Origin of the sequence: Tritonibacter mobilis F1926, from assembly GCF_000376545.2 — a bacterium.
Lineage (GTDB): Bacteria > Pseudomonadota > Alphaproteobacteria > Rhodobacterales > Rhodobacteraceae > Epibacterium > Epibacterium mobile.
Window position 1 is genome coordinate 1147590 of sequence record NZ_CP015231.1, and the last position, 26033, is coordinate 1173622.

Consider the following 26033-nt stretch of genomic DNA (forward strand, 5'->3'; position numbering starts at 1 on the left):
CTCGAATTAATCTCTGTCGTCTGTGGCTGCGTTCAACCGGTCTCTGGCAGAGCTGCCGGCCCGTGGCAAGTCATCCGCCACATGGAGCCACGGCAGGGCGCTGTCTGCATGGCTGTGCAAACGCGGCGCGAGTTCTGTCGCCTGCGCCTGATCTAGAATACCGAGGGGAATATAGGTCTGGCCGGGCAGGTAGTCGAACCGTGCCGCCAATGGTGAGCCGCAATCCGTGCAGTTCCAGCGCCAGACACCAGGATTGACACAGGTGGCCTTTTGGGCGGGCAAGGGCGTTGCGATTGCATCGTCGTAAAAGGCCGCAAAAGCCGCAAGCGGCGCTCCGGTCCAGCGTCTGCAATCAACGCAGTGGCAGTAAGAAGAAGTCGTTGGCGGGGCACGAAACAAGAGCCGCGTCCCGCCACAGTAACAGCGCGCCGAGTAGGGCGCTTGGGGTGTTTCAGCCGGGGTTGCCTCAGACGGCAACCGGGCGGACCTCGGTCACTTCGGGGATGTAATGGCGCAAGAGGTTCTCAATCCCCATCTTGAGCGTCAGGGTCGAAGACGGGCAGCCCGCGCAGGCGCCCTGCATGTGCAGGTAAACAACGCCGCGGTCAAAGCCGTGGAAGGTGATGTCGCCGCCATCTTGTGCCACCGCAGGGCGCACGCGGCTGTCCAGCAGCTCTTTGATCTGACTGACGATTTCGCCATCTTCACCGGTGTGTTCTGCGTGGCCGGAGGCTTGTTGCTGACCTTCGTCGATCACAGGCTGGCCGGACTGGTAATGCTCCATTACCGCGCCCAGAACGGCGGGTTTGATGTGGTCCCATTCGACCGAGTCATCTTTGGTCACGGTGACAAAATCATTGCCAAAGAAAACGCCAGTTACACCGCTCACAGCAAAGATGCGCTGCGCCAGCGGCGATTTTGATGCGGCCTCTGCGGAGGGGAAGTCGGCGGTGCCTGCATCCAGAACGGTCTGGCCGGGCAGGAATTTCAGGGTCGCCGGGTTCGGCGTGGATTCGGTCTGGATAAACATCTCGGCTCTCCGTCAGGTTGACCCGGCACTCAGGAATGTCCGGGGCCTGTTTCGTTTTGGAATGGTTCTAAATTAGAGGCTGCGGCGCAAATTGCAAGGGCTGATGATACCTGAGAAAACAAATGAGCGCGCTCAAGAGAGCATAAGTTTGCGCAAGACTTGTCAAGGGTGAAACATGCTGCCTGACGCGTCGTGGGGTGGTGATTGTCCTGATCATCAGCACGGCGCGCGGGTGTGGTCTTGCTCGATTATAACCCGTTTGGGCGGGCAGTGCTATTGCGCAAGGCACACAGAAGCTGCTCAGATGTGGCGACATCTAAGGAATGGCTTATTTTGCCAAGCGTTTTAGCGCCTCAACCCCGGTGACACTCTCTGTGTTGTCAAAGTGAATTAAGAGCTGGGTGCGCAGATTTGGCTGCCAGGTCCGCCTGCGGAGGCCAAATGTCACCAATGCCACTCGATCTCCGGCGTGTAGCCCTCCAAGATCGGTTCCTGCGGGAAGGCCACTTGAGCGCATATCCACCAGCATCAGTTCATGCGCATCCGCTGTTCTCAGGGTTTTGTTCACGTCCTGCAGGGGCAATCCACTTAGGATTTCGCGCAGTTGGGCCTCCAGGTCTTGTGGAGCGGTCGCGGCTTTCAGCATCCAGATCTATCTCCGCTGGGGCATTATCTAGGTAACACCGCCTCCGTTTGCGCGCGAGGCGGCCCAAACGGCACGAAATACGCGTCGTGGACTTTCTGGCCGTGACGAAGTGGAAGCCTTACTGAAGGCAACCGACCAGTCGACCTGGTTTGGGCGGCGTGATTGGGTGTTGTTTCTCACAATGCTATAGATGGGTTAGGCGTATCACAGGCGATCGGCCTGCGCGTGGGTGACGTCGAGCTCGGCACCGGGGCGCAGCTCAGATGCATGGGCAAGGGCCGAAAGAAACGCGCAACGCCGCTTCGCGCAGACAGCCGGGATGCATTGAAAGCATGGCTTACGCAGTGCCGGCCTGAGCCTAGCGATCCCTTGTTTGCAACCATCCTTGGCAGGCCGCTCAGCAGAGATGCGGTTGAGCGAATTGTGCGGAAACATGCGGCCACAGCCGCCTCGATCAATTCGACGTTCAGGCTGAAGCGCGTCACACCACATGTCTTGCGCCATGCGCCAAGGTGGCTTAGTGGGCTTCGAAGCTTTCAAAGATGGGCATCTACATGGTCGCTATCGCCTGCATAGTGCTCAGAATCCCCGCCATGGCGGATGTCGGCTCCAGTGGCGGCAAATAATGCATCTGCATGCGTGATGCGTTCAGCTGGATCAATCACCGGCTCGGGCTTGATGTAGTAATGATTTGGCAAGCCGTCGATCTGCTCGACGTTGAACACGGTGTAACCCTTCATGAAAGGGATAAACGCTCTTCCTCGCTGCCGTCGTCCTGCTCCTCGGTCTTGGTGATGGTGTTGGGATAGACAATCAGATTTGGGCCCCTCAACGAGATCGCGCAAATGCCGATCTGCCGCCGCCCGCACATATGGCCCGGCCACAACCTCACCCGCCTCAACCGCTTGCGCCCAGGCTGTCACCGGATCCTCGCTGGCCGAGACCCGCACGTGCTCTGCGCTCACGTCAGATACCTCTCGGGCCCATTGGGATCGGCGAAGTTAAACCCCATCTGGCCCGCGCCCGAGAGGCCCCGCTCCGCTGCAGGCGTCATGCCAAAGTCATTGGCCAGCCCGCGGATCTGGCGGAAGGTCTCATTGAGGTGCGCCACCTCGGGCCGCGCTTTGATCTGCACCCCGTTGCGCGTCTCGCTCTCATAGGTCTCGCCGGTCTCTTCCAGTTCCAGCTCCAGACGTTCAAACCGCAGCACCGCTTTGCAGAGCTGTTTGAACATCATCACATTGCTGGGCTTCAACCGATCCACGGTCGGGTGACACAGCGGCAGCGCCAGCCGGTCAAAGGTCCAGCGCAGCTCGCCGGTCAGCCCCTCGGGCCGGATCTCCTCTAGGCGCAGCCGCGCCCGCTCTTCCAGATTGTGAAGCGGCGCACCCTCTTCCGCGAGGGCCACCACTTTTTCCTCTGCCGGTCTGCGCCCTCGCATCTTCCGATCAACTCCTTGTTCATGTGGCTTTTTCTATTCAATTTCCACTTTGCACAGACAAAGGCTCCCCCTCCGGTTGCCAGTGCTTCCGGAATTCCTTCGAACCCTCCCCCCGGGGTATTCGCTCCGCTGCGTCAGCGGTTGGCCGGGTGCTGTGGATCCACCGGCCAGCCATCCGCGCCGCGCTCTTCCGAGAACCCGCGCGCCTCCAGCCGTTGTTTGTTCTGATCATGATCATCCGGGCACAGCGTCTGCAGATTGTCCGGATCCAGAAACAGCGCCGGATTACCCCGATGCGGGATCACATGATCCACCACCAGGCGGCAGCGCTTTGGGTTACCCTGTCGAGATCCCGAGGCGGTCAGTGAACCATCGTTCACGATCCCCCGACGCAGACACGCCCGGCACAGCGGCTCCCGCGCCAGATGCTCAGGCCGCAGCCGACGCCGCCACGCCGACAGATTGTACAAATGGTGATACGCGCTCCGTGCCATCATACCATACCCCCGGAACGAAAAAGCGCCCGACGGTTTCCCGTGGGCGCAATCAGTGATGATGCACATTTACTGATATGCCAGTGACATCAGCATCAAGGGGCGATCTGGGAAGAGGGCCGCTAGCTAGAAGGGTTCTTCTTGTTCACAACGATTGGAGGTGAGTTTTGCAAGATGCTGAAACGCTCGAGTCATGCGAGGAGCCAAGTCTGGCTCTTTGTGATAAAACCCAGCTGCTCCAATTTCCAAATAGGAAAAGCCAGTCCGCATATCCGGCTTAGGAACCTTTACGCCAAAACAGGTTGCTGCCCTCTCACCCGAGCAATCACGCTCTCCGGACCGCGTTCGAATTTCGTCTCCTTCTGTTTTGAACACCAATCTTTTTCTGCCCTCGATCGGAAGAAAACTGTCGAACGTAACTTCTTTGAGAGAGGCATAAGGCATTTCATAATACTTATGAAAAACATGTGAAGGTAGTCCGTACATGTATACGATTAGGTCATAAGTCATATGGCATTCAGTGAACTCCACAGACCAACTGAGAGTGCAGTACTCTTGATCTTCACTGCGACACCCGCCATCATAATATTCTGTGAACTTGGATGTGATCCAATCGACAGTTTCACTAAAACTTGGCCCGTCATCGGCATGAGACATGGCCGGTAGAAATAAAGATGCTGTATAGACAACGGACGAAGAGATCACCGAATAGATAGTTTGTTTCATCAGCACTTTGCCCTATCGATAGCTCTCCGTGCTGAGTTCTCGTAGCTTTCCGTTTCTCGTTGAGCTTGAAACACTCGGCAACGCCCATAGTCTCCAATATGGGCATACGAACCGTCATTTCGCCCAGTGACAAGCTCAAACGCTTTTTCCGGATCATCATATCCTGACGCCAAGCATTGAGTTGGCCCACACGCAAACCAGTAGCCAGAGCTGTTTTGCCACATGGCCACGGTGACAACACTTTGATTGTATTCGAGGGCTGACACGGCGCCAGGTGTCAGGCTCAGGCAAGAGGCTACCGCCATTCCAATTTGCAAAAATTTCATACAGTGCTCCTACACATTCCAAAATCCATGCGTGTATGTGTGAGAAGCAAGCAAGAACACCATTCATGTGTCAATGGTGGATCTCAGGCACTAGTTAGGCCCTTAGTGCGGTATTAGAGCCATGGGTCTTGTCCTGCGATCAACCGGCGCACCGCTTTTGCGGCCTGCTCAGGGCTGCAATCTGGTGGCGCATGACTTGGGTCAAAGAGATCATGCCCGCAATCCCACCTCGGCCCCTTATGCATCCGAGGGAGGCCAAGCAAATTGAGCGCAAGATCTTGAAGTTGTTGATGGTTCTGCGACTGATACACGGGATACTCAGGTAAAAATAGCTGCACAGTCGCACCATCCAAGCCGCAACAAATGTCAGAAAGGCTCAACCCTTTTGCAGCGACTTGCCGCTTAATCATCGGTGCGTCACAGGGATCGCCTTCAGGTCCTAGAACAGTGCCTATGGTGTAGCGGAACGTGAACATATTGAATGCCACACCAGGGGCGCCGTCTTCTAGCCAATCGGCAAGCGTCGACAGACGATCAATGTTCATGGGATCCTCTCGTCGTGAGATTGACAATGCAACTATATGCGATTTAACGTTTGAAACGTTCAGAGTTCTGCAACTAAGATTACTGAGCATTGGACGCTATGCGCACTAGAAGCCATTAGACAAACTACTGAACCAATGCCTTACTGTTCTTTACATGACGTGCAGCGAGTGAGCGAGCCTGTCGACCATTCAGCAGCATGCGCGCTCCATTCTGGGGGCGATGACCCGCGCGCGCGCGCAATTCGGGAAAGATGGAAAATAGCTCCTTGCGTGCCTCAGCACTGATGCCCCTGATCGCCATTGGGCCGAGGTAGAGTGATTCAGTCTGAGCACCATTTGAGGTGACAATCTGATGCGCATCAAAGGTGAAGTGAAAATACTCGATCTCACTAACATCCGTGGCGACTTCAATGCCCTCGGCTTCCAGAAGCTGTTTGGCTCCAGCAAGAACTTCATTAGTCCCAAACATACGTTGAGCGATTTTGGACCGGACGAGCACCCGATGTTGAGGTGAGACAAGCAGATCCCGGGTCGGGGTGTTATTGCCTAGTGTACCAGCCTTGATCCGTATCGGGTACAGCTTGGGATCCACAGCCAGAGCTTCAGCGCTCACTTTGCGAGATCCGATCCAACGGATCGCCTGCAGCCCTGCATCGCGGGTTTCCACCAGATCACCAAGATGCAGGTGCTCAACTGCCTTCTGGCCATTGCTGGTGTCAATCATCGTTCCCGACGCAAAACACACCAACACCCCACCGACACTCGCATGCGAATAGGCATCGCTGTTGCTGGAGATGCCACGGTAGCTGAGGGGAGTATCCGGTGGAGGCACATCGCCAACAAAGACGAGGTAATACCCGTCCTCACCCGTATCATCGAGATCGGTGTCATTGTTCAGGTCCACATCAACAACACCGATTTGGTAGGTGTTCGTTCCGTCACTGACCTCGAACACGTAATCCAAGATGGCGTGCCGTTCTACACCGCCAATATTGGTTGTCTGTTGCCCAGACTGCCCCACCCTCTGTCCTGGCGAGACTGTTTCATTCGTCGGATCGCCGTTGTAATTGATGGCGTTGTCGTCTTCTTCACGCACGACATGAGAGGTGAGGCTGCCAGTGTAGCTCCATGTCGACCCTGAAGGCGGCGCAAAGTTATAATTGAAGGCAGACCCATTCACGGAGCTCTGAGTGCCAAAGATCGTCTGACTGTAGTTATAATAAATCGCCATATCGATTGCATTCGCGTGCTAGGCAGCCGTGAGTCGGCAGCAAGTTTTCCAACTTTCTTAAACATAAGTTAAATCCTTATCATTGCCACCAAAAGGCCCAAGCTTTCAAATGTTGGCTACATTCGGCTTAGGTCATGTTGACAAATGGCGCACCCAGAGCCGGATGGATGTGATGTCGATGAACCCGAGGTAACTTTCTGCAGTTTTGTCATACCGGGTAGCAACGCGGCGGGCGTTCTTGAGCTTATTGAAACACCGTTCGACCAGGTTTCTCAATCGATACAGCCCATGATCCACGCCGACGCGCATCTTGCGGGTCTTTCGCATCGGAATTTGGGTCAGGATATCACGTTCATTCATGTTTTTCCGAATGCGATCAGCATCATAGCCCCGATCTGCCAGTAGCACTTTCGGCTCAGGCAGATTATCAGACATGACGAGATCAAAACCAAGGTAGTCCGAAGTTTGCCCCGGTGTGATGTCTGTTCTCATGGGCAACCCGTGCGCGTTGACGCGGAGGTGGATCTTGGTCGTGAAGCCACCTCTTGAACGGCCAAAACCCTGTCTCGGAGTCCCCCTTTTGCGCCCGCTGCTTGATGATGCGTGCGAATAACAGTGCTGTCGATCATTTGGAGAGCGTTTGGAACGGCCCCGCTTTGGTTCAAGGCTTCGAGTATGTCCTCCCACAGCCCAGCCAACGTCCAGCGCCGGAATTGGCGGTAAACACTGGACCATTTGCCAAACTCTTCGGGCAAATCTCGCCAAGGTGATCCGGTGCGTGCAATCCAGAATATCCCATCCAGTACAAGGCGATGGTTGGTAGGCTTGCGCCCATTCCGGGCTCGGATCGCAAGAATGAAGTATTCAAACAGCGACCACTCGTCGTCGCTCATCAGGTTTCGGGGCAAGCTGATCTCCATAGCAGATACCAGCTTGAATCACGTCGAAGCCCCAGTGTGAATCCCTTTTGTCAACATGTCCTAGGACGTCTTTCAGCGCAGAGCATAAGGTTTTGGTAAAATGGCCGCTTGTGATCCACCCATGCGCGCGCAGCACCGCGCTGATCGGCTTGTCCTCCAGGCACACCATATCCACCAGCCGCCGATCCGTGATGTTCACGCGCGATCCCCGCTTGGACGGGTGGATCTTGCGCACGGCCATGGCAGTGCCAGTGCCGATACGCCTGCGGATCCGCTCGATTGCTTCGCGATCGCGCAGCACCGCGTCGATGAAGCTGCCATTGCCACCACCTCCACTGCGGATGGCCTCGACAGACGAACACCGGACACCGGCGCAGGCGTGACGCTCCACCAGATCCCGATAATACCGCCCCGCCGCCACCTGCGCGCGGGTGAAGGGCGCGGGCTTACCGTTGCTGGCCGCCTTGGCCGCCATCACGTCGAACACATCTGCGCGCTGCATGGCCGACCGACCACGATAGCCCGAGGGGCGGGCGACCCAGTCGTCTTTGCCGTCAGGAAACAGGCTCATCGGCTGGAAAACACGAATGGCACCCCGCGCCGGTGCCTCAGGGATCGCATCACCGCAGACCTCGGGCACATAGCCCCGCGCTTTCACTGCCTGTATGCGATCCGCCTCCGCCTGCAGGCGGAGCTGGCGCGCTGCCATGAACTTTGCCACCGGGGTCAGATCTGCCACGCCATCGGGTGCGACGATCACAACATGCTCGCTCATGCTGCTGCACCCCGCTGCGCCTGGTCTGCAATCTCACGGCATTTCTGCAGCGCTTCAGACCGGCGGGCGCGAAAGCTCTCATCCTCTAGAGACAACCGATCCCCACGGCCAGCGCGCATTTCAATATCCGCCATCCGCCGCACAGCCCCATCGGCCTCATTGCGGATCTGGGTGACGGTGTAGCGCCCCGGCCATTCCCGCGCGCCACGCAGATAGCGCAGCAGCTCAGGCGCCCAGCCCCCGGCCATCGCCTCTTGCCCTAGCGCATGCCCGAAAACTTTGAGCATCAGCGGCGACGGCCCGCTCTCCGGAGGTTGGATTTCGCGCGCCTTGTTCAGGATCTTCAGCCCAATCGGAAACCGATCCTTATCTTTGCCGCCGGGGTGTGCCTCAACCCAATCGCCCAGCATCACCGCAAACTGCGCCTTGGTCAGCGTTGAGGGCCGCGCCAGCCCCAACGCCTCCAGCGGCGTGATCAACGAATCCTGCACTCGCGCCTCACTGGCAGCCTGTTCTTTCGCATCCATTCCTGCACCTCTTTCCTCAGCAAATCCGAGTTATCCCTAGTCGCCAACGCCGATGTGTCCGGCAACTGGCCTTCTGTTTTGTTATGTCTCTATCTCTGTCGTGCAGGACAGTCTGAGACTGACCTTACCGCGCCCGCGCTGACCTGCATTGCGGACTATCACGAGAGCGGGCCGATTGATGTGACCTCTGTTGAGGGTGACCCTACCGCCCGCCATTGTCACCATCGCGCCGTTTATGACTTCCCGCTGTCTGAGGAATGGAAGGCATGGATGAAAGTATCGGGGCAGGGCCTCGATAAAGACGACATGGGGGAGTTCATCGAGGCGCAGGCCAAAGATATCATGGACCCCACGCCTGCGGTTCTGAAAGGCGAGCAGCACGACAACAACCAGCCGTGGGAAAACCGCCTTGTCGAGACCGCGCGCCAGATCGAAGGCCGCTTTGGTCAGCTCGCGCAACTACTGGCGATGTCACGTAAGTTTCAGGTTTTTGAAACCAGTGACTTGAAGGTGGTGACCAACCGCGACACGGGCGAGGCGGAAGTTAAATTCTTGAACGAACACAAGGACGAGAACGGCGAAAAGCTGAATCTCCCCAACTTGATCATTATTGCCATTCCCGTCTTCCAAGGGGGCGCGCCTTATCGCATGGCAGTGCGCTTCCGTTACCGCAAGTCCGGGGCATCGGTGAAGTTCATCCTTTCGATCTACAACCCGGAAAAGGTGTTCGAAGCGGCTTTCAAGGAAGCCGTAGATCAGGCGATCGAGGAAACCGAACTACCCACCTTCATGGGTTCGCCAGAGAACTGATTTCTTTTTCTGTCCCTTTGCCAAGGCAAGGGGGCATCGATGGAAACCCGAATCTTGGAAACCGATATGGCGCGCCTACGCAGACTAAACGGAACATACCGACGCACGACAGTAGCGGACTTTGGTCACCATGCCTGCGCTGCTTGTGGTCGTTTCTATCCGCAGCGAGAACCGCAGCGAGATGAGGGTGGTTTCACCAATCCTATCACAAGGCCAGGAATATGCCCGCATTGCGGTAGCGACCCGGAACAACCCAACTACCCCTCGTGAGAACTTATGACCCAGATCGACATTAGCACAGCTGCGATTTTGGCGCGCGCGGAACATATCGAGCAGTGCGCCATGAGCACCCACCATCAGGATGCCCTGCGCATGCGGGCACTGGTGACCGAGCGCGATAGGCTTGCGATGCAGCTTGAAGACGTTGCCCGGAAATCCACCGAACAGGCAGAGCAGATCCTATCGCTCAATGCAGAATTGAGGAAACATCAATGAGCGCTCTTCAAGCCGAAATAAGAGCTGCGGTTCAGGAAGCCACCGCTCCGCTGATGCGAGAACTATCCGACTTGCGCCGGATCGTTGAAGCGCAAAGCAAAGATGCGCAGCCCGAATTTGTGACCGTCAAAGAGGCCGCGAAAATCCTCAAATGCACTGAGAAAACGGTGCACCGCTACTGTGATAGTGGTCGCCTTGAAGTGCGCCGAGACGGTCACAAGAAGCTGATTACATATGCCAGCTTAGTCGAGACGGCGGGCTAATTCTTCCGGCGTTTCGTTGTAGTACACTTGGAGCATCCGTATATCTCTGTGCCCGACCATTCGTGCCAGAGAGAGAACATCCAGCTTTTTGGCTAGCCGGGTTATCGCCTCATGGCGGCTGTCGTGAAACGTAAGATTCTCAATTTCTGCTTTGTCACGGGCTGCTATGAAATTCGCATCGATCTGTTGGCTTGTGAGGCCAAACAGCGCTCCCTCAGTTTCGGGAAGCTCACTCAGAAGCGAGGGCGCAGCATTTGAGAGTGGAACCTTGCGAGACGTGCCATTTTTGGTCTTTGGCAAGGTCGCGCACGTTTTTCACGGTCAACGGTCTGATTGGTCAGGCTGATGATTTCACCAGACCTCATTGCAGTTTCAATGGCGAATAGAAAAGCGTGAACCGCCCGCGCACGAATCTTGGTCAGATCCGCTCCAGCCGCGACAACCAGTTTATCTATGTCATCTTGAGACACGCGACGGTCGCGAGGTGGTGGCTTGCTAACGTCTGTCATGGGATTTGATGAAATCAATCCCCATTCCCTGCGCGCTTGTGTCAGCACCGCAGACATAAGCACCATTTCGCGGTTTACGCTGGCCGGAGCCACTTCGCTCAGTCGCCGATCTCGCCAATCTGCAAAATCAGAAGGGGCTAAGTCGGAAAGCCGAATCTCGCTGATTTTGTCTTTCGATAAGCGCTCAAGGCGGATAATCTCCCACCTTGCACCACGCTTCTTTGGCGAGACCTCTCTAGCGTATCGGCTAAACAACTCTCTGAGCAGCTGGCCGGAGCCGCCGGTTTCGCCTTCTGTGATGAGGAATTCCTGCCGGTTGGCCCAATCTTGCGCCTCGCGCTTTGTCTTGAAGCTTTTGGCCTTGCGAACACCCTAATGGGCGACCTGAGCCTGCCAGCGCCCTGTCTCAAGGTTCTTGAACGTAGCCAAGTGCGATTTCCTAAGCTGTGTATAGCTCAGTTATCGTAATTTCATCGTAATGGATTGTCAAAATCACAGGATTGTTCACGGTAAGTTCGCTACCCCTGCTTCGCCCAAATCTGTGACATGTCTATATATCACATGACATTAGGGTGTTTGCTTGGAAAGCAAATGGTGCGGTCGAGAAGACTCGAACTTCCACGGGTGTTACCCCACAGCGACCTCAACGCTGCGCGTCTACCAATTCCGCCACGACCGCACTGTCTGTGACTTGGTGAGAGGGCGTATAGAACAGGGCCTCAGGGATGTGAAGAGGGAAAACGCAAATTTCTTGAGTTTTCTCTCTGAAATGAAAAACGCCCTGATGCAGGACATCAGGGCGTTCGCTAATCTCTTGATAATAAGCCGACTTTAGTTGCTTCCACCAAAGGTCGGAAGGGCTGCGGTACCGCCGGATGCCTGCACTGGTTGCGGCAGGCCGGGTTGCGTAAGGCCGGTTGAGGCTGCCTTTACCAACGCGACCCGCTCGGGCTGGCCGGGCGCGAAGACAGGCTCCGCCCCGCCCTCAAGTGCGGCGATTGCGGTTTGATACCAGCCCTGAGCGCGACCGGTGTCTTCTGTCGCGCCAAAACCGAGTGCCATATGATGACCGATGAGTTCGGCGTAGGGTTGCTGCCCAAGGCCCACCAACAAGAGGCTCGCGCCAAGCGCGACGTCCATATTGTCGCGGCGATAGCCTGAAAACAGGCAGATCTGAGCGGTGTTCTTCAGTTGCTCGACCGACATGTTGGACTGCAGGATGAATTTTTGCATGCTGGCGATCACAGCCGTGCTCTCGCCAGCGGCCAGTTGCGCCACATAGGGTTTGAGGGCGGGGCCAAACTGATCGCATTGGCTGTCGACCTGGGCCGAGGTGGCACCTTGCAGACCAGCAACAAGAGTTTCGCCACGATTGATCGCGTAAGAACGGGCAAGGCAGAATTGTTCGCCCAGTGCCAGTTCGGGGTCGGTGATGCTGGATACGGTCATGTATCCGCCGTTGGAGCTGGTCAGCAGGCTGACCTTGCTGCAGTGGCTGGTGAGTGAGGCGGCAGGTGCTGAGGCCGTTTCAAAAAGCTGAATGCCGCCAAGGCCGCCCTGAGCCCCACCGGACGCAAGAACTGTGCCTGTTTGCGGCGCGGGGGCTGCTGGGGCGACGGGCTGCGGCACGGGCGCTGCGGCGAGGGTCGTTGTTTGCGCTTCGATGCGGTCGCATTCGCCACGGGTACAGGTGAAATCAGCGGTGGTTATGTTACCCGCGGTGAAATCGTTGCGTTCATAGCCTTGGGGCGTGGATGCAAACACCATGACGGTACAGGACGCGCCACCACTGTTGCACCAGTAGGGAATGCCAGCGGCGGAAGTGTCGATCATGTAGTCGTTGCGGCCATCTTTGTTGAGGTCCGCCAACTGCATAAAGCCGGTGCGTTGCAAAAGCTGCTCGCCCGTCGGGTCGCCCGCCGCGGCGATTTCGTCCACGGCGTTTGAGACCTCAATCGGCAGGCCCGCATAGCCATAGCCGCCTGAGCCACCTGCGGGTGCCCCATGCCATGTCTTCAGAACCGTCCGAACGCCTTGTGGGCTCTGCATTGCCTTGACGACCTGCGGGCCACCGGTCAATGCACGGTTGTAAGAGGTGACGAGGAAGTCACGTTCATATTGGGTCAGGTTGCCCGTTTGCGGGAACCCCATGTGCATTTGATATTGCCGCGACGCCTCGCGGGAGCGACGGCCAAAGACACCATCGGGCGTGCCTGCCTGAAAACCGAAGTAATTCAACGCGGTCTGTGTTTCACGGTTGTGCGCGCGCGTCGCACTGCTGACGCCGGATGACCGCACGACTGTGCGCCTTTTGTTCTTGTTGGCCTCGTTCACAATGACGCCGCCAATCAGGCCACCAACCAATGCCGCCCCCAAATTGTCAGCCACGGCCGGCGCGGCGGCGGTGGTCGTAAGCAGTGATGCGGCCGTAATGGCTCGAATGAAACTTGAAGACATGGAATAATACCTCGCACTGAACCCGAACAGAAATTATGTGAGAATCAGAATACCACAGAGTCGATACTTTGCGAGTCGGGTCTGCTGGGAAGACGAAGAAAAGATAAACGAGGAGCAGGTGGCATGGTTGAATGGATCACCTCTGACAGTCTGGTGTCCTATGAAGAGGCGACCCGTTTCATGGAAGAGCGGGCCGAGGCCATCGCGCGCGGCGATGCTGAGGAATGCATCTGGTTGCTGGAACATCCGCCGCTTTATACCGCTGGGACCTCGGCGCGGCCTGAGGACCTGACCGACCCTGATCGCTTTCCGGTGCATGTGACCAAACGGGGCGGACAGTACACCTACCACGGTCCCGGACAGCGTGTGATCTATGTGATGCTCAACGTGGCAGAGCGCGGCAAGGATGTGCGCTGTTTTGTGCGTCAGCTGGAGCGCTGGGTCATCTTGGCCCTCGAAGAGTTCAACGTCACCGGCCATATCCGCGACGGGCGCGTCGGGGTCTGGGTCGAGCGACCAGAAAAGCCCCTGACCCCGAGTGGCGCCGTGGCCGAAGACAAGATCGCAGCGATCGGCATCCGGCTGCGCAAATGGGTCAGCTTTCACGGGATTTCAATCAACGTCGAGCCGGACTTGTCCCATTTCGGTGGTATTGTGCCCTGCGGGATCAGCGAGCACGGCACCACCAGCCTTGTGGATCTTGGGCTGCCGGTGACGCTGGCCGATGTGGATGTCGCGTTGCGGCGCACATTCGAGGTCGCATTCGCTGACGATGCCGCACCAACCTGTGAGGTCGGCTAAACCACGCGCCTTGCGGTTTCAGCAAAGGCGCGTGGTGTGATGCGTCAGGCGACGGCGGTTTGGCGCGCGCAGAGGTCTATCCGCTGACCGTCCTGTGCATCAAAGAACAACAGGCGATTTGGGTCCACAAAGAGCGTGATCTCCTGTCCTATAGTGAGCGTCAGGTCCGCCGGGAGGGTCGCGGTCACGCGCGTGTCGTTGAGCATCACGCTCACGATCTGTTCGGGGCCGGTGAGCTCAATCAGGTCCACAACACCCTGCCATTGAAGCGCGCCCTCAAAAGGGGTTGGTTTTAACGCTTCTGGCCGCACCCCCAGCACAACAGGTTGCGACGCGGACAGGCCACTCAGAAACGAGGCCCCTTGTGCAATTTCCAACCCGTCGGGCAATTGGTGGGTGTCGAGGATATTGATGGGGGGTGAGCCCATGAACTCTGCCACAAAACGCGAAGCGGGGCGGTTGTAGATCTCTGCCGGGGTGCCGAGCTGTTCGATGCAGCCTTCCCGCATAACGGCGATCCGGGAGGCCAATGTCATGGCTTCGATCTGATCGTGGGTCACGTACACAACCGTCACCCCGAGCATCTGATGCAGGCGCTTCAGTTCGCTGCGCATTTCCATGCGTAGTTTGGCATCAAGGTTCGACAGTGGCTCGTCAAACAGGAACAACTGAGGTTTGCGCACCAGCGCCCGGCCAATCGCAACCCGCTGGCGTTGCCCGCCAGACAGATCGGCCGGTTTGCGGTCCAGCAGATGATCCACCTGCAAGACCTTGGCCGCATCCAGCACGGCAGCCTCGCGGGAAGAGCGGTCCACGCCGCGCATTTCCAGACCAAACCCGATATTGCGCGCAACAGAAAGGTTTGGATAAAGCGCGTAGGATTGAAACACCATCGCGATATCGCGATCTTTTGGATGCACGCCATTGAGCGTTTTACCGTTGAGGGTCATTTCGCCCGATGTGGGATCTGACAGGCCGGAGATCAGGCTGAGCAGGGTTGATTTTCCGCAGCCCGACGCGCCAAGCAGCACCAGAAACTCGCCGCTTTCCAAATCAAGATTGATGCCTTTCAGCGTTTTGAAACTGCCGTAGGATTTGTGGATTTCGCGAAGTTCAAGAGTGCTCATGCCGGGACCTCCTGCGGGGTGGTTTCAGAATAGGTGCGCGGATGGGTCGAGATCGCAGTCGAGGCCACGCGAACCGCGGAATTCAACGCGGCTTTGATGTCAAAGCCCCGTGCAAGTGCTGCAAGGAACGCAGCATTGAACACATCCCCCGCGCCGATGGTGTCTTTAACGGCGACTTTTGGTGCGGCGGCGCTGTAGGTCGCGCGGTTTTGCATAGCAATTGCCCCGTGGGGGCCGCGTTTGATGACGGCGATCCCATCCTGTGGCAAACGACGAGAGAGCGCAGAGAGCGCGGCGGTGGCCTCTTGAGTTTGCGTCAGGTTGATGGCCTCAATCTCGTTCAGCAGCACGATATTGCTATGCGAGATCCATCCTTCGACACTGCGTCTGATGTCCGGTGTCCAGCCGTGAAGCGGCCAGCCGGTGTCCAGCGCCACTTTGACGTTGGCCTCCTTTGCCTTGCGAAAGAGCGCATCATAATGGCCGGTCAGGCGATCCGTCAGAAAGCAGCCGCACAAAAGAAGCGTCCCCCCCGACAGCGCACTCCAGTCCAGTTGCGCCTCCACCTGCGGCCAGTCCAGTTGCGCCAGATGGCCCACCGTTGTGTAAAAAGTCCGCTCTGCATCCGGGTGCGTGATCCCCACCGAAAGTGTGGTGGCGCTGCGGGCTTTGCTCCATCCAAGCGCGGTCGCGCCGAGACCCTGACGCAGCCAGTCGCCAAAATGGTCATCGCCGGTATTGGCGGCGCATTGGAAGGGAAGATCCATGGCCTGCCATGCAAGGGCAGCGTTACCCGCTGCACCCCCGACACGCAGATCATCCTCGGCGCAGATGACCTCGGTTCCGGGAGTAGGCCACGGGGCAACGGGGCCAAGGATCAGGTCGACATTTACATTGCCGACCGTTGCAAGGGGTCGCGTCATTGTCATTCAACCTTTGTCACTTTGGAGCACCGCAGAGGTGTGCCGACGTCCGCAACGCGGGAGGCGGAGAAGTCGACCATGAACCTTTGCGCGGCTGACAGGAGGACGAAGGAGGCCGCAAGCCCCTCTGATTTTGGGCATCGCACTGTCAATGCGCCCTCAACGGCTGGCAGGTCAGAGGCGTCAAACAGGATCAACGGTGCGTCGCTCTCGCGCAGGGTAAATTCTGCAAGGCTTGTGACATAGGCACTCGATGGGTCATCTGCGCGGAACATGACGACGCCCATTTCGCTGTTCAGCATCTCTACCGGGCCATGGCGCAGTTGGCCGCTTTCCAGACTGAAACACGGCAGGCGCGACAGTTCCGTCAGCCCAAGCGCGATTGCCTCGGCGACGCCCTGCTGATGTCGCCCCGATGTGACAATTGCCTTTACGTTCGTAAAATGCTCGACGGCCTGAGTGAGGTCCGAGGTGGTGGACTGTTGCAGCGTGGCGAAAACAGGCGAAAGATCCGCGCCAAGATGCTGCAGGACTGCCGCATGCAAGGCCAGCGTCACGGTGAGCGAGCGGGTCGCGGCAAAGGGGATCTCTGAGCCGCCAGCACCGATCAGGCAGGGCACGAGGTTCGCGAGCGAAGAGGTTTGTTCCATCGTCAGGCCAAAGCTGTCGCGAGGCGCGCGCTCTTCGGCGAACCAGCGCAGGACTTCTGCACTTTCGCCCGATTGAGAGGTCACCATCGCGGTCCAGCCCTCAAGTGGCAGGGGACAATCCAGTTGTTCGGACAGCGGCAGGGCCACGGCTTGGATACCGAGTGCACGATAGCAGGGTGCGACGGCGCGGCCTACTGCATGTGATCCGCCCATGCCCAACAGGATCAGGCGTCCATTCTGGCGGATGGTGGCCGCGATTTCGGCGGCGGTCTCGTTTGCTTGCAAGATGCTGTCGCGGCTGTCGCCCATCTGGCGCGCCATTTCGTCATAGATGGATGCGATAAAGTCGTTTTGGGGTTCAAGTAGGGTGGTCATCCTTTGACACCTCCGTTGGTAAGCCCCGAGATCAGGGATCGTTGCATGAGAATTCCGATAAGCACCGGCGGCAGGGCTGCGATCACCCCGGCCGTTGCGATCAGCCCGTAGTCCGAGACCCGCCCACCGGCGAGATCGGCAATGGCGACGGTGAGGGTTTTGGCCTCCTGATTGGAGGTGAACAGCAAGGCATAGAAGAATTCGTCCCAGGCCAGCAGATAGGCAAAGATGGTCGCGGTTCCGATCACCGGCATGGCGAGAGGCAGGATCACGATCCGGAGCATCTGATCCAGACGCGCGCCATCAATGGCAGCGGCGCGTTCCAGATCTCGGGGGATCGGATCAAAGCCGGATTTCAGCAGCCATGTGACAAAGGGCGCAAGGATACTGAGATACACAAGCCCCAGCCCGAAGACGTTGTTCAAGAGGCCGAATTTGGCGAGAATGAAATAGAGCGGGATCGACAGGGCGACGGGTGGCAGCATGTAGGTTGCGATAATGCCCCCCAGAACCCAGCCAAGTTGTGGTGTGCGCGACAAAGCCCAGCCTGCCGGAACAGCAACCAAGATCGCCGCGATGGTTGCCATGCCCGCAACTTTGATGCTGTTGAAAAGCGACGCGACAAAGGCTTGGCCTGCGCTATTGTCGGTTTGCGACAGCAGCGTTTTGTAGCGTGACAGATCAACCTCGTTTGGCCACCACTGCAAGGGTTTTGCCGAGAGATCGGCATTTGAGGAAATGCTCATCACAAACAACCATGCAAGTGGTGCCAGAATGACCAGCGCAACCAGCAGCGCCATCAGATGGATGAACAAGCTGAACCAACGGGATTGATGTTCCATCAGCGGGCCTCCCCGGCAAAGCGGCGCATGATCATCAGGTACGCCACGGCCAGTACGGTGATAATCAGGGTGATAATGAGCGCGAGCGAGGCACCAGATCCGACGCGTTGAAACGCAAAGCCTTCTTGATACACAAGGATAGACAGGCTGCGGGTGGAATTGGCGGGGCCACCGCGTGTCATGATCCAGATCAGATCGAATACTTTGAACGCCTCGATCGTGCGCAGCACCAAAGCGACCATCAAAGGACCGATCAGATAGGGCATGATGACAAAGCGAAAGCGTTTCCACGCATTGGCCCCGTCGGAAATCGCGGCTGCGCGAATGTCTTTGGGCACCGCTTGCAACGCGGCAAGGGCAATCAGCGCCACGAGGGGAAAGTTCTTCCAGACATCGGCAACGATCAGAGCTGTCATCGCACTGCCCGGTTGGCCCAGCCACGATCTATAGGCATCAAGCAAGCCGATCTGGGTCAGCATCGCGTTGAGCGCGCCGTATTCGGGATTGTATATCAAACGCCAAAGGGTCGCGTTGACGACTGTGGGCAACGCCCAGGGCAAAATCAGCAGGGCGCGCAATGCGGTACGGCCAAAGAAACGCTGGTTCAGCAGCAAGGCAACGAGAACCCCGAGAACGAGTTCTATCGAGACGGACCAGACTGTGAATTGCATCGTGGTCCAGAACGCGGATTGGAAATTGCGACCCGATAGCATCTTGGTGAAGTTGTCGGTGCCAATGAACGCGCCGCTGGTGCCAGCCAGTCTGGCATCGGTGAGTGACAAACGGACGGTATCGATCAGCGGCCAGCCAACAACCGCGATCATCACCAACACGAGAGGCAGCATCAACAATAGGGCACGCGGCGATATGCGTTCTGAAAACATAAAATCAGCCTGTGTGGGAAGAGAGTGGAAAGCGCGTCAAAAGACGAGGGCAGGGCGCGCGATTGCGCCCTGCGATCTGCGTGGTCAGAGGCCGCTGTTGTCAGCTGCGCCTTGCAATGCGTCTTTGGGGGACGCCATGCCAAGGAGGGCTTCTTGAATGCCTTGTTGCAGCGCCATCGACATCTCCTGATAGCGAGGCGTCATGGGGCGGGGATACATGGCAGAGAGGCTCTTGCTGGCGGCGGTGATCAGCTCTTCTTGGCCGGAGGTGATCGCCGGATCCTCATAAGAGCTTTTCCAGATTGGCAGGCTCAGCTTGGCGTAGGTGTCCTGCACGGGTTGCGACGTCATGTGGACGATATAGTCCCACGCCTCATCGGGGTGTTGCGAGGTGGTCGGAATGCCAAGCCCCATCGAGCCATTGACCGCAGAGACCGAAGAGGTGCCATCCACACCCGGTGCAGGCACGACGCCAACATTGCCCGCGACCTTGCTCTCCTCAGAGGTGTTGGCGAGGTTGTACATATAGGTCCAGTTCAGCGCGAAGGCCGCATCGCCGTTCTGGAACACATTGCGCACGTCTTCCTCAAGGAACTCTTTGGAGTTTGGATTGGTCAGGCCGGATTTGTAGCTGTCGACCATATACTCAAGCGCATCAAGGCCACCGCCGCTCTGGAATTCCGGCGCGCCGTCTTTCAGGAAGTCGCCACCATAAGCACTCAGAAGAGTGGTGTAATCACAGATGGCGGCTTCGGCCTGTGCCCAGCTCCAGACAATCGGGTGCTCGACGAGGCCTGCGTCTTTGATTTTCTGGGCGTCTTCTTGCAGCTCCGCCCAAGTGGTCGGCGGTGAGTCAATTCCGGCCTGCTTTAGCATGGCTTTGTTATAAAACAGATATTTGGTGTCCAAAATCCACGGCATGCCATAGCTTTTGCCGCCGTAATCCACCGTGGTCCATGCACCCGGCAGGATGCCAGCCTTCATGTCGTCGGTGATTTTGTCGCTGACATCGAGCAAAATGTTGTTCTGAGAATATTCGGCAGGCCAGATCACGTCGAACAGGACAACGTCGTAGCCACCACCGGCGCCTTGTGCGAGCACGGTTTTGTCGTGAAGACCCTCGTAGGGGACAAACTCAATGTTGATCTTCACATCGGGATTTGCGGCCTCATAGCTCGCGGTCATCGCGCGGATGTCATCTTCGCTATAGGCGGCTTGGGCCATAAAGAGCGCATTCAACGTTGTCTCGGCCATTGCGGTGGTGCCGCAAAGCGCGGTCGCGGCCATCAGGGCCGCATGCAGTTTAAGTTTCATCAGCTCACTCCTGTTGGGGTCTGGCGACGGGTACACCCGCCGCCGCCGGTCTTGTTGTTCCCACTGCATCAGGGGTGATGCTGGACCTGTCCGGCATTAAGTCCAAGTGGTGGACTAAATGCTTGCAGACAGAGCCACCACCTGTCAATATGTTTTTGATGAAGCAATCCGCACCCAAAATTAATGCAATGTTTGGAACGTCTTCGGGCGCAGCAGGGGTTCATAACCGCCGTGTTGTGATCGATGCGATCCGTGTAAATGGTGCGCTGTCACGCGCCGCGCTGGCACGGGCGACCAAACTGGCGAAACAGACTCTCTCCAACATCATTGAAGATCTGGAGCGCGAGGGGCTCGTGCTTGCGCAGGATGCGGTGATGGAGGGGCGCGGCAAGCCCGCGATCCCCTATGCGTTGGCCCCACTGGGGGCGTTTTCGGTGGGTCTTCAGATCGACAGGCATGTGGCGCGCTGCGTTATTGTCAATCTGGTCGGCGAGGTGGTGGCGCGCAACGATGTGCCGGTGTCGACCAGCGCGCCGGAGGCAGGGCTGGTGGAGCTCGTACAGCTTATCCAGCGCACCCGGCGTGAACTGGAAGGGCGTCACCCCGAGGCAGGCGAACGTATTGTTGGCATGGGGGTAGCGATGCCCGGTCCATTTGGGCCGCAGAGTGATTTTTCAAATCAAGAATACACGATGGCCTTTTGGCAGAATTTCCCGCTGGTGGCGCGCCTTGAGGAGGCCACGGGGCTGGCGGTGAACCTGCAAAACGACGCCGCCGCCGCTGCCATGGCGGAAAAACTGACAGGTCAGGCACATGGCAAGCAAAATGCTGTCTGCATCTATCTGGGATACGGTCTGGGCGCTGGCCTTATCATCAATGGCGAACTCTATGATGGGACCCGCTGCAATGCCGGAGAGATCGGCAGTGTTGGATTGAATCCGGGCAAACTGACCCCGGATATTCTGGAACGCGTTGTCTCATTGGGCGGATTTTGTGCGGAGTTTGGATTGGATCACGCCGCACCGGATGTCACCGCGCGGATACAAAAGCTATTGCAACAAAAACGCCCGGATGTGGAGGCATGGCTCGATCAATCGGCAGGGTATCTGGCGTGGATCACCAATATAATGCAACTCGCGCTGGACCCGCAGGTTTGCGTTCTATGTGGCACCGCCCCCAAGGAGATGATCGAGACCCTCGTGGCGCGAATAAACCTCGCCTTGAGGGCAGGGCGAGATCGGCGGCTGTTGGTCGGCTTGTCCGATCCATGGACTGTGGCGCTTGGCGCTGCGGCGGAGCCGATTAGTCGAAGTTTTGACCCGAAATATGCAGCGCTTTTAAAGGCGTGATGCCCTTAGGTGGTTGTAATCAATGTGTTTTCCGCCTGAGAATGCAGCGAATTTTATGCTGTTGATGTTTATTTGTCAGAGAAGTTGAAAAATGTTAGCGCTTTCAGCGCGCGCGCGGTAATATGCGCCGCACATGAGGGTCCGATGCGGCCATTTGAACTATCTAAACAGGACGGCAAGCATGATCCTTTGTTGTGGCGAAGCACTGATCGATATGATCCCGAGCACGACGCAGAGCGGGCAGGCGGCCTTTGTGCCGCATGTTGGTGGCGCGGTTTTTAACACCGCCATTGCCTTGGGGCGACTGGAGCGACAGGCGGGTTTGTTGAGCGGTGTTTCCAACGATCTGATGGGGCGAAAACTTCAGGATGCTCTTGGGAACAGCAACGTGGATGCGCAATATCTGATCCGTTCTGACCGACCGACCACACTGGCTTTCGTCGAACTGCAAAACGGCCATGCGAAATATGCGTTCTATGACGAAAATACCGCTGGGCGGATGATCACCGACCAAGATCTGCCTGCGATCGGCGCAGATATCCATGCGCTGTTTTTGGGGGGGATCAGCCTTGCTTGTGAGCCTTGCGCCGATACCTATGCGAGCTTCCTTGAACGACACGGGCAAGAACGGGCGGTAGTGATGGATCCCAACATCCGTCCGAGTTTTGTCCCTGATGAGGCGCGTTATCGCGCGCGTCTCAAAGCCATGCTGGCGCAAGCCGATATGGTCAAAGTCTCCGATGAGGATCTTGCGTGGATCATGCCAGAGCATACGACCCTGCAAGAACAGGCCGCAGCATTGCAAGCCTGTGGCCCGGCGATTGTGCTTGTGACGCGGGGGGAAAAAGGAGCGATAGGTTTGTTGGCCAGTGGCGAACAGGTCGAAGTCGTTGCAGAACGTGCTGAGGTTGTCGACACAGTCGGGGCAGGGGATACGTTCAACGCTGGTGTCATGGCGCGCCTTGATGAGTTTGGCCTGATGCAAAAAGGCGCGCTGCGAAATCTAGACGCAGACAATCTGATGCAAGCTCTTTCTTGGGGCGCGAAGGTCGCAGCCATCACAGTATCCAGAGCGGGCGCCAATCCACCATGGTTGCACGAGCTCTGAATACGCCGAGGGTGTGATATTGAACCTGCACCCCAAGCGCATCAGGCGTGCCGAGATCGCAGCGCCTGATAGGGTTCTACTCTGGTGATGTCTTTTCGGCGTAAATCGCGCCGCGCCAGCGGCCCGTATCCCTGACTGACGATCTCGCGCCCACTTGATCCGCGTTTGGCGAGCGCTGGCAAAAGCTCCGGGAATAGGTCAAAGACCTCGCGCCTGTCGGCGTCATCAAGGCTGCGCAAGGCTTCGGGGCCGGGCCAGAAGCTTTCGGTCGCGCAACCATCTACAAAGATCACCTGATGCTCTTCGGTCATCAGATGGATGTAGCAGACCGGCGCGTCAGCGTGATCCGCAAAGACATGCGCAGGATCCATATCCAGCAGCAGACGGGCCCGCGCAAACACTTCGCTTCCGCAATGCTCAGACTTGGTCAGGAAACGGTGCTGCGGAGAGACGCGCATATACCGCCCATTGGCGATAAGACCCCCGGGCCTCAGCATGATCGGGCGCAAATGTGGGTGGCGTTTCAGAGCGGCTGAAGACAGCGCCCGCCGCCCCATCCAGATCACGGGCTGCAATCCGTTATCCGCAGTTTGCAGCAAATCCCCTACACGGATCTGTTCGACCGGGATCTCACCCTGAGATGTGACCACCCGGCTGCCGGCCGTGTAGCAGGGAATTCCCGCAGCAAACAACTGGTCATGGGTGTTCATTTGATCGGGAGAAACACCCTGCAAAACAAGCTGTTCTCCATCTGGGAACGTCAGCAACGCATTGCCATAGCCATCGTCACTCGTTGTGACATCACTGGTGCGCACCATGCCGCCGGTGCCCGATCCCCCTGTCAGATCAGAGACATCCAACTGATCGTTGTAATACCCATCATCATCATTGTCTGATGTGTCAAAGTCGGTGATCCGATCCGTCCCGCCCGAGGACGTCAGGGCGATTTTGTCATCCCCGGCCCCCCCTGTGAAACGGTCATCCCCGCTGCCACCGATCAGAGTGTCGTTGCCCGTACCTGCATTGATCTGAACACCGGCGCTGTCTTCGCGCGCGTCGACGACATCATCCTCGTCGGTGAGGATCAGCTCCTCGATCTCGGAGAAGCGGATCGTGTCTGTCCCGTCGGTGATCGTGCCCGATTCATAGCCGGTATAGGTGACGGTCACTGGCCCCGTCATATGGGACAGATCAATGACGTCGTGGTCTTTTCCGTCTTCGCCGCCGAAAATTTTGTCGTTTCCGAAATTATCTTCGATCCGGAATGTGTCAGCGTCGGCCTCGCCCTGCATGACATCATCACCTGTGCCGCCGATCAGCAGATCGCTGTCGTTGCCGCCATACATGATGTCATTGCCGCTGCCGCCGTCCAGCGTATCGTCGCCGTCGGTCGCAACGATGCTGTCATGACCACTACCTCCCACCAAACTGTCGTCACCGACGGAGTTGCGCAGTGTGTCGTTTCCCTCACCTCCATAAAGCGTGTCATTGCCGCTGCCGGTGGTGAGACTGTCATTGCCGAGGCCGCCGTAGATCAGATCATCGCCATCCCCACCGGAAATGGTGTCGTCATCTGCGCCACCGTCGATGGTGTCGTTGCCACTCCCGCCTTCCATGTGGTCGGCACCGCTCCGACCGTACATCACATCATGGCCAGCCTCGCCGAACATGCTGTCATTGCCGCTGCCACCATCAAGGTGGTCATCATCGACCCCGGCATAGAGCGTATCGTTTCCCTCGCCGCCCTCTAGGGTGTCATTCCCTTCCGTGGCCACGATACTGTCGTCGCCTTCGCCGCCAACCAGACTGTCATCCCCGGCGGAGTTATGCAGCGTGTCATTGCCTGCCCCCCCCAGCAAGGTGTCGTTTCCAAGACCCGTAGAGAGGCTGTCGTCACCTTCGCCGCCATCGATCAGATCATCGCCATCACCGCCGGAAATCGTATCGCCACCGATTCCACCCATCAGCACATCTGCGCCAGCGCCGCCAAGGAGGATGTCATCCCCTTCGCCGCCGTCGATGCTGTCATCCCCTTCGCCCCCATCGAGAAGGTCATTGCCACCTTGGCCCATGATCACATCAGATCCGAGACCCCCAAGAAGCGTGTCATCACCGTGATCGATTGGCGTGTAGACCGCATCCTCAATAAGGTCGCCCGAGAGCGTAAAGCCGGATGGCGTATGGCGCGCTTCGAGGGTGAAGTTAATCGAGCTGCGCCCTTCAAAGGCTGCGGAAAACCACGCATCCTCATCATCCGGGTTGTTCTGTTCTGAACCGGAGGCCCGCACTGTGCCGTTTTGATTGGTCACATTCAGAGAGGTGTCATCCGATGTCCCAAAAGCACTGTATTGATCCGCAGCGAGGGTGACGGCCTCGACGTCGTATTGATAATAGTTCTGATCCAGATCGTTGAACGTCGCGGTGGAGCTGATTTCAACGGGCTCGCCAGTGATCGGATCAAAGAATTCCAGACGGAATTCAGCAGTATCGCCATACCCGTAACCGTCGATGGTGATCTCTGCGCCACGATCCCCCGACAGATCGATGAACATGTTTTCATCGCTTGCCCCAACCAGAACCACGCGTCCCCAGACCGAGGTCCCATCCTCAAGGAAGGCGACATCGCGGTAAACGGCCGCATCACCGGCCTGGGCGCTGCCACAAGAATAGGTCTGGCTGACAAGGTTGTTGATGTTGAGAACGAGCGGTGTGGCCTCTGTTCCACTTGCGCCGTCATCGTCCCCCATCAGCGTATCATTGCCAGCGCCCCCATCGACGCTGTCGTTGCCGCGCCCTGCCATCACGGCATCCGCATCCTCAGTGCCCGTCAGCCGATCATCTGCGTCACCACCGAAGAGCAGTTTGAACAGCCCCTGCCCATTTCCATTGGCGTTGACCGGACCATTCCCCTGTCCCCAGAGGTTCAGAAAGTTGTTCAACAGGCCGTCGTTTTCCTGTCCCTCTACTCGAAAGAACTTGGCGTTGCTTTGTTGCTCGGACGGTTCTTCCTCCTCTTCTTCTTCCTCCGGCTCGAACCCCTCGTCCCAAGGTGCAAAATCATCGACATCAAACATCTCACTCAAGGTCGTCAATTCCTGGCGTTCTTGGTCTTGAGAGGGTGCGGTTGATTTTGAATCCTTGCCTGTTGAGCAATTGTTTTGATCCATAAATGGGGGCCTTCGCATTTATTAAAACGAGGCGCAGTGAGGCACTCCGTTTAAAGTGGGCAACGTGAGGCAGGTCTATGGAGGGTGCGGAAATTTTCCGTTAATCGACCAATAAGCGATTTACTTGTAATGCTAATAAAATTGCACATAATTATCGAATTGCAGATGGCGAGAATGGTGAAGTGGTATAATAATCATTAATAACATATACTTAGATTGTTGTTTGAGTGCCGAGTTTCCATATCGCAGAGGCGAGAGCTCCCTTGCTTTGCGCAAATTGTGGCTTGCGGGATGGTTG

At 57.4% G+C, this 26033-nt stretch carries 29 protein-coding genes and 1 tRNA gene; 7 read left to right on the plus strand and 23 right to left on the minus strand.

The annotated features are described in order from the left end of the window. Positions 1–6 precede the first annotated feature (6 nt). The 3 genes from K529_RS20920 to K529_RS20930 form a co-directional block, all read right to left on the minus strand. Positions 7–477: a GFA family protein gene (locus tag K529_RS20920; RefSeq protein ID WP_110590736.1), complete on the minus strand. Its 471-nt coding sequence runs from the start codon at positions 475–477 to the stop codon at positions 7–9. Beyond that, the gene (locus K529_RS20925; protein ID WP_005653064.1) at positions 467–1030 is read right to left on the minus strand and encodes a NifU family protein; all 564 of its coding nucleotides are present in this window, start codon (positions 1028–1030) and stop codon (positions 467–469) included. Before K529_RS20925 ends, K529_RS20920 begins: the two co-directional genes overlap by 11 nt. A gap of 328 nt (positions 1031–1358) precedes the next feature. Next, the gene (locus tag K529_RS20930) at positions 1359–1676 is read right to left on the minus strand and encodes a hypothetical protein (protein WP_005653061.1); all 318 of its coding nucleotides are present in this window, start codon (positions 1674–1676) and stop codon (positions 1359–1361) included. A gap of 162 nt (positions 1677–1838) precedes the next feature. Here K529_RS20930 and K529_RS24110 point away from each other — a divergent pair, with 162 nt between their 5' ends. After that, on the plus strand, positions 1839–2252 hold the full coding sequence (locus K529_RS24110; RefSeq protein ID WP_080929590.1) for a tyrosine-type recombinase/integrase: 414 nt from the start codon (positions 1839–1841) through the stop codon (positions 2250–2252). On the opposite strand, the gene K529_RS23760 is transcribed toward K529_RS24110, so the two are convergent. The 9 genes from K529_RS23760 to K529_RS20985 all read right to left on the minus strand — a co-directional run bounded on the left by K529_RS23760 (position 2213) and on the right by K529_RS20985 (position 8661). Then, positions 2213–2416 carry a zincin-like metallopeptidase domain-containing protein gene (locus K529_RS23760; protein ID WP_005653058.1) on the minus strand — a complete coding sequence of 68 codons (204 nt, stop codon included), beginning with the start codon at positions 2414–2416 and terminating at the stop codon, positions 2213–2215. The two genes, K529_RS24110 and K529_RS23760, sit on opposite strands and share 40 nt — an antisense overlap. A gap of 221 nt (positions 2417–2637) precedes the next feature. After that, the gene (locus tag K529_RS20945; protein ID WP_046002306.1) at positions 2638–3117 is read right to left on the minus strand and encodes a P27 family phage terminase small subunit; all 480 of its coding nucleotides are present in this window, start codon (positions 3115–3117) and stop codon (positions 2638–2640) included. Between the two features lie 134 nt (positions 3118–3251). Next, positions 3252–3614, minus strand: a complete 363-nt coding sequence (locus K529_RS20950; protein ID WP_046002307.1) for an HNH endonuclease signature motif containing protein — start codon at positions 3612–3614, stop codon at positions 3252–3254. Between the two features lie 123 nt (positions 3615–3737). Then, on the minus strand, positions 3738–4337 hold the full coding sequence (locus tag K529_RS23575; protein WP_131664981.1) for a hypothetical protein: 600 nt from the start codon (positions 4335–4337) through the stop codon (positions 3738–3740). A gap of 439 nt (positions 4338–4776) precedes the next feature. Next, entirely contained in the window at positions 4777–5208 is a 432-nt protein-coding gene (locus K529_RS20960; RefSeq protein WP_046002308.1) for a hypothetical protein, read from the minus strand. A gap of 124 nt (positions 5209–5332) precedes the next feature. Continuing rightward, on the minus strand, positions 5333–6439 hold the full coding sequence (locus K529_RS20965) for a Hint domain-containing protein (protein WP_005639329.1): 1107 nt from the start codon (positions 6437–6439) through the stop codon (positions 5333–5335). A gap of 132 nt (positions 6440–6571) precedes the next feature. Further along, positions 6572–7359 (minus strand): IS5 family transposase gene (locus K529_RS23335; RefSeq protein WP_157888513.1). Its coding sequence is split into 2 segments (ribosomal slippage): positions 6572–7023 and positions 7023–7359, totalling 789 coding nucleotides; the frame shifts between segments, so codons are not numbered across the junction. Next, positions 7304–8134 (minus strand): hypothetical protein, encoded by an 831-nt coding sequence (locus K529_RS20980; protein WP_228707422.1) that lies wholly within the window; start codon positions 8132–8134, stop codon positions 7304–7306. Before K529_RS20980 ends, K529_RS23335 begins: the two co-directional genes overlap by 56 nt. Beyond that, positions 8131–8661, minus strand: a complete 531-nt coding sequence (locus tag K529_RS20985; protein ID WP_046002698.1) for a hypothetical protein — start codon at positions 8659–8661, stop codon at positions 8131–8133. Before K529_RS20985 ends, K529_RS20980 begins: the two co-directional genes overlap by 4 nt. A 78-nt stretch (positions 8662–8739) precedes the next feature. Between K529_RS20985 and K529_RS20990 the strand changes: the two genes are divergently transcribed. From K529_RS20990 to K529_RS21000, 3 genes are all read left to right on the plus strand, one after another. Further along, a complete protein-coding gene (locus K529_RS20990; RefSeq protein ID WP_005639438.1) occupies positions 8740–9471 on the plus strand; it encodes a DUF2303 family protein in 732 nt (243 codons plus the stop codon). Positions 9472–9747: 276 nt separating this feature from the next. After that, entirely contained in the window at positions 9748–9966 is a 219-nt protein-coding gene (locus K529_RS20995; RefSeq protein ID WP_005639441.1) for a hypothetical protein, read from the plus strand. Continuing rightward, positions 9963–10229: a helix-turn-helix domain-containing protein gene (locus K529_RS21000; protein ID WP_005639443.1), complete on the plus strand. Its 267-nt coding sequence runs from the start codon at positions 9963–9965 to the stop codon at positions 10227–10229. The genes K529_RS20995 and K529_RS21000 overlap by 4 nt, the downstream gene beginning before the upstream one ends. On the opposite strand, the gene K529_RS23935 is transcribed toward K529_RS21000, so the two are convergent. The 4 genes from K529_RS23935 to K529_RS21015 form a co-directional block, all read right to left on the minus strand. Continuing rightward, entirely contained in the window at positions 10209–10529 is a 321-nt protein-coding gene (locus K529_RS23935; protein WP_227512254.1) for a tyrosine-type recombinase/integrase, read from the minus strand. The genes K529_RS21000 and K529_RS23935 overlap by 21 nt on opposite strands. Beyond that, complete coding sequence (locus tag K529_RS23940) at positions 10463–10993, minus strand: site-specific integrase (RefSeq protein WP_227512255.1); 531 nt, start codon at positions 10991–10993, stop codon at positions 10463–10465. The genes K529_RS23935 and K529_RS23940 overlap by 67 nt, the downstream gene beginning before the upstream one ends. A 337-nt stretch (positions 10994–11330) precedes the next feature. Further along, positions 11331–11417 (minus strand) — tRNA-Leu (locus tag K529_RS21010). 152 nt (positions 11418–11569) lie between these two features. Next, a complete protein-coding gene (locus K529_RS21015) occupies positions 11570–13195 on the minus strand; it encodes a peptidoglycan-binding domain-containing protein (RefSeq protein WP_046002697.1) in 1626 nt (541 codons plus the stop codon). A 123-nt stretch (positions 13196–13318) separates the two neighbouring features. On the opposite strand from K529_RS21015, the gene lipB reads away from it, so the two are divergent. Beyond that, positions 13319–13996 carry a lipoyl(octanoyl) transferase LipB gene (lipB, locus tag K529_RS21020; protein ID WP_005613890.1) on the plus strand — a complete coding sequence of 226 codons (678 nt, stop codon included), beginning with the start codon at positions 13319–13321 and terminating at the stop codon, positions 13994–13996. A 44-nt stretch (positions 13997–14040) separates the two neighbouring features. On the opposite strand, the gene K529_RS21025 is transcribed toward lipB, so the two are convergent. The 6 genes from K529_RS21025 to K529_RS21050 all read right to left on the minus strand — a co-directional run bounded on the left by K529_RS21025 (position 14041) and on the right by K529_RS21050 (position 20111). Beyond that, the gene (locus K529_RS21025) at positions 14041–15123 is read right to left on the minus strand and encodes an ABC transporter ATP-binding protein (RefSeq protein WP_005613888.1); all 1083 of its coding nucleotides are present in this window, start codon (positions 15121–15123) and stop codon (positions 14041–14043) included. After that, positions 15120–16052, minus strand: coding sequence for a carbohydrate kinase family protein (locus K529_RS21030; RefSeq protein ID WP_040641614.1), 933 nt, complete (start codon positions 16050–16052; stop codon positions 15120–15122). Before K529_RS21030 ends, K529_RS21025 begins: the two co-directional genes overlap by 4 nt. Further along, positions 16049–17071, minus strand: a complete 1023-nt coding sequence (locus K529_RS21035; RefSeq protein ID WP_005613886.1) for an SIS domain-containing protein — start codon at positions 17069–17071, stop codon at positions 16049–16051. Before K529_RS21035 ends, K529_RS21030 begins: the two co-directional genes overlap by 4 nt. Further along, a complete protein-coding gene (locus K529_RS21040) occupies positions 17068–17913 on the minus strand; it encodes a carbohydrate ABC transporter permease (protein ID WP_005613884.1) in 846 nt (281 codons plus the stop codon). The genes K529_RS21035 and K529_RS21040 overlap by 4 nt, the downstream gene beginning before the upstream one ends. Then, the gene (locus K529_RS21045) at positions 17913–18797 is read right to left on the minus strand and encodes a carbohydrate ABC transporter permease (protein WP_005613882.1); all 885 of its coding nucleotides are present in this window, start codon (positions 18795–18797) and stop codon (positions 17913–17915) included. Before K529_RS21045 ends, K529_RS21040 begins: the two co-directional genes overlap by 1 nt. 84 nt (positions 18798–18881) lie before the next feature. Beyond that, positions 18882–20111 carry an extracellular solute-binding protein gene (locus K529_RS21050; RefSeq protein ID WP_005613881.1) on the minus strand — a complete coding sequence of 410 codons (1230 nt, stop codon included), beginning with the start codon at positions 20109–20111 and terminating at the stop codon, positions 18882–18884. 158 nt (positions 20112–20269) lie between these two features. Here K529_RS21050 and K529_RS21055 point away from each other — a divergent pair, with 158 nt between their 5' ends. Next, complete coding sequence (locus K529_RS21055; RefSeq protein WP_040641623.1) at positions 20270–21460, plus strand: ROK family protein; 1191 nt, start codon at positions 20270–20272, stop codon at positions 21458–21460. 181 nt (positions 21461–21641) lie between these two features. Continuing rightward, complete coding sequence (locus K529_RS21060; protein ID WP_005613878.1) at positions 21642–22568, plus strand: carbohydrate kinase family protein; 927 nt, start codon at positions 21642–21644, stop codon at positions 22566–22568. A gap of 41 nt (positions 22569–22609) precedes the next feature. Here the strand turns inward: K529_RS21060 and K529_RS21065 are convergent, their stop codons facing one another. Then, positions 22610–25735 carry a Hint domain-containing protein gene (locus tag K529_RS21065; RefSeq protein ID WP_005613877.1) on the minus strand — a complete coding sequence of 1042 codons (3126 nt, stop codon included), beginning with the start codon at positions 25733–25735 and terminating at the stop codon, positions 22610–22612. Positions 25736–26033: the final 298 nt, after the last annotated feature.

What these genes read in the sequence shown, in the direction of transcription:
- K529_RS20925 (WP_005653064.1), bottom strand. Translation starts at nt 1,030, where the DNA reads ATGTTTATCCAGACCGAATCCACGCCGAACCCGGCGACCCTGAAATTC.
- K529_RS20930 (WP_005653061.1), bottom strand. Translation starts at nt 1,676, where the DNA reads ATGCTGAAAGCCGCGACCGCTCCACAAGACCTGGAGGCCCAACTGCGC.
- K529_RS23760 (WP_005653058.1), bottom strand. Translation starts at nt 2,416, where the DNA reads ATGAAGGGTTACACCGTGTTCAACGTCGAGCAGATCGACGGCTTGCCA.
- K529_RS20945 (WP_046002306.1), bottom strand. Translation starts at nt 3,117, where the DNA reads ATGCGAGGGCGCAGACCGGCAGAGGAAAAAGTGGTGGCCCTCGCGGAA.
- K529_RS20950 (WP_046002307.1), bottom strand. Translation starts at nt 3,614, where the DNA reads ATGATGGCACGGAGCGCGTATCACCATTTGTACAATCTGTCGGCGTGG.
- K529_RS23575 (WP_131664981.1), bottom strand. Translation starts at nt 4,337, where the DNA reads ATGAAACAAACTATCTATTCGGTGATCTCTTCGTCCGTTGTCTATACA.
- K529_RS20960 (WP_046002308.1), bottom strand. Translation starts at nt 5,208, where the DNA reads ATGAACATTGATCGTCTGTCGACGCTTGCCGATTGGCTAGAAGACGGC.
- K529_RS20965 (WP_005639329.1), bottom strand. Translation starts at nt 6,439, where the DNA reads ATGGCGATTTATTATAACTACAGTCAGACGATCTTTGGCACTCAGAGC.
- K529_RS20980 (WP_228707422.1), bottom strand. Translation starts at nt 8,134, where the DNA reads ATGAGCGAGCATGTTGTGATCGTCGCACCCGATGGCGTGGCAGATCTG.
- K529_RS20985 (WP_046002698.1), bottom strand. Translation starts at nt 8,661, where the DNA reads ATGGATGCGAAAGAACAGGCTGCCAGTGAGGCGCGAGTGCAGGATTCG.
- K529_RS20995 (WP_005639441.1), top strand. Translation starts at nt 9,748, where the DNA reads ATGACCCAGATCGACATTAGCACAGCTGCGATTTTGGCGCGCGCGGAA.
- K529_RS21000 (WP_005639443.1), top strand. Translation starts at nt 9,963, where the DNA reads ATGAGCGCTCTTCAAGCCGAAATAAGAGCTGCGGTTCAGGAAGCCACC.
- K529_RS21015 (WP_046002697.1), bottom strand. Translation starts at nt 13,195, where the DNA reads ATGTCTTCAAGTTTCATTCGAGCCATTACGGCCGCATCACTGCTTACG.
- lipB (WP_005613890.1), top strand. Translation starts at nt 13,319, where the DNA reads ATGGTTGAATGGATCACCTCTGACAGTCTGGTGTCCTATGAAGAGGCG.
- K529_RS21025 (WP_005613888.1), bottom strand. Translation starts at nt 15,123, where the DNA reads ATGAGCACTCTTGAACTTCGCGAAATCCACAAATCCTACGGCAGTTTC.
- K529_RS21030 (WP_040641614.1), bottom strand. Translation starts at nt 16,052, where the DNA reads ATGACAATGACGCGACCCCTTGCAACGGTCGGCAATGTAAATGTCGAC.
- K529_RS21035 (WP_005613886.1), bottom strand. Translation starts at nt 17,071, where the DNA reads ATGACCACCCTACTTGAACCCCAAAACGACTTTATCGCATCCATCTAT.
- K529_RS21040 (WP_005613884.1), bottom strand. Translation starts at nt 17,913, where the DNA reads ATGGAACATCAATCCCGTTGGTTCAGCTTGTTCATCCATCTGATGGCG.
- K529_RS21045 (WP_005613882.1), bottom strand. Translation starts at nt 18,797, where the DNA reads ATGTTTTCAGAACGCATATCGCCGCGTGCCCTATTGTTGATGCTGCCT.
- K529_RS21050 (WP_005613881.1), bottom strand. Translation starts at nt 20,111, where the DNA reads ATGAAACTTAAACTGCATGCGGCCCTGATGGCCGCGACCGCGCTTTGC.
- K529_RS21055 (WP_040641623.1), top strand. Translation starts at nt 20,270, where the DNA reads ATGAAGCAATCCGCACCCAAAATTAATGCAATGTTTGGAACGTCTTCG.
- K529_RS21060 (WP_005613878.1), top strand. Translation starts at nt 21,642, where the DNA reads ATGATCCTTTGTTGTGGCGAAGCACTGATCGATATGATCCCGAGCACG.
- K529_RS21065 (WP_005613877.1), bottom strand. Translation starts at nt 25,735, where the DNA reads ATGGATCAAAACAATTGCTCAACAGGCAAGGATTCAAAATCAACCGCA.